The following is a 1,959-nucleotide window of genomic DNA, read 5'->3' on the forward strand; positions in this document are numbered from 1 at the left end:
AAATACGACTAAAATAATAGAAGCTGCAAAAAATACGGGACGAGCCACTTCTTTACCCGCATTTTGAAGACGTAACTTAATACCATGATCATCTTGTTCTACATCATGTGGATCAGTATCAGCACTAGGCACTCTTTCTTTTACAGTTTTTAAATGGGTAGAGTCTGGTCTATTTAAATGCTTAAACATGTTTTCAACCATCACGACTGAACCATCAACTAGCATACCAATGGCTACGGCAATGCCACCCAATGACATAAGGTTTGCAGAAATGCCCCACCAAGCCATGATCATTAACGCGATACCAATTGAAATTGGAATAGATATTAGGACAAGGAAGGTTGCACGTATATTCATTAAAAATAGTGCTAATACAATACAGATGAAAATAAATGCTAGTAATAGTGCATCAACTACTGTATCAACGGCTTTTTCAATCAAATCAGCCTGATCATAAAATGGTTCAAAGCGAACACCTTTAGGCAATGCTTGATTAATCAATGGGATTCTTGCATTGATACCATCAATGGTGGCTTTAGTATTAGACCCCATGCGTTTTAAGACAATGCCAGAGACAACTTCACCTAAATTTTCGACTTTACCGTCTTCGGTTTTGCGCGTCATTGTGACAGCACCTTGACGAATTTCACTGCCCATTTCAACTTTAGCAATATCCGAAACCGTCACAACTGTCCCATCAACTGTTTTGACGGGAACTTGTTTGATATTACTAATACCAGCGTCACCACTTTCAAACCAACCTGCACCTCTAATAACAAGCTGCTCTTGCCCACGGTTCATATACCATCCGCCAACATTGGCATTGTTGTTATCTAGGGCACCAACAACGTCTTCTTGCGTTAGGTTATAAGAAAGAAGCTTAGATGGATCTACATTTACTTGGTACTGCCTAACAATACCTCCAAAGGAGAGTACATCAGTAACACCATCGACAGGCATAACGAGTAATTTTACTACCCAATCATTGAGACTCCTGAGTGCCATAGCATCATAGCCTGCATCTTTATCTGAAATAAGAAGGTACTGAAATACTTGGCCTAGCCCTGAGGTGTTTGGCCCCATTTCGGGTGTGCCGACACCTTCTGGTATCAGTTCTTTTGCGGCTTGAAGACGCTCAAATACAAGTTGTCTTGCAAAGTAAATGTCGGTGCCTTCTTTGAAAACAACCGTGACGCCAGACAAGCCTGTTTTAGAAATTGAGCGCACTTGTTCTACATCAGGTAAGGCATACATGACCGCTTCAATGGGGTACGTAATGAGTTGTTCAACTTCTTCAGCAGCTAGTCCTGGCGCTTCAGTATTTACAGCAACTTGAACATTAGTAACATCAGGAAAGGCATCTAAATTTAGTTTTGGTATAACCATAATTGCGCCGACAATTGTGGCAAACAGCGCAATCAAAATCAGGAGTCTATTATTAACAGACCAATCTATTATTTTATTAAACATAGTCTTGCTCCTTAGTGGTTATGCGGATCAAATCCGCCTTTAGCGATTTCAGAAGCAACAAAAAATGCGCCTTTGGTTACAATTCGCGTCCCACTATCAAGGCCAATGATTTCCCTAAAATCACCTAAGGCTCGGCCTAGTTCTACTTCTACAGCTTTAAATTCTCCAGGGTGGTCTTCGACAAATACGGTCCAATCACCATCTGCGCTGCGGATCAATGCTTCTTCTGGCACAGCCATCACTTTCTGCTTTGTGGCAAACTGAAAGTAAACTTTTACAAACATACCTGAATGAAGGTTATCATCAGCATTCTGTACCCCCAATCTAATAATTCTTGTACGAGTTACGGGATCAATTGTATGGGCTTCTTGGATAACTTTGGCATTGTAACTCTGGCCTTCTAATTTAAGTACCGCAGGAGAATCAATTGATAAATTTAGCTTTTTATTTGGAGAAACTTTTGCTTCAACCCATAGTTGTTTTTCATCA

At 40.4% G+C, this 1,959-nt stretch carries 2 protein-coding genes; both read right to left on the reverse strand.

What is annotated here, in order from left to right; translation table 11 throughout:
• On the reverse strand, positions 1-1,470 hold a 1,470-nt coding region (locus tag P20311_RS17525; protein WP_036985310.1), incomplete at its 3' end, for an efflux RND transporter permease subunit.
• An 11-nt stretch (positions 1,471-1,481) separates the two neighbouring features.
• Positions 1,482-1,959 (reverse strand): efflux RND transporter periplasmic adaptor subunit (locus tag P20311_RS17530; protein WP_036985311.1); only part of this gene is annotated, 478 nt, incomplete at its 5' end.

The organism is Pseudoalteromonas sp. BSi20311 (genome assembly GCF_000239875.1).
Lineage (GTDB): Bacteria > Pseudomonadota > Gammaproteobacteria > Enterobacterales > Alteromonadaceae > Pseudoalteromonas.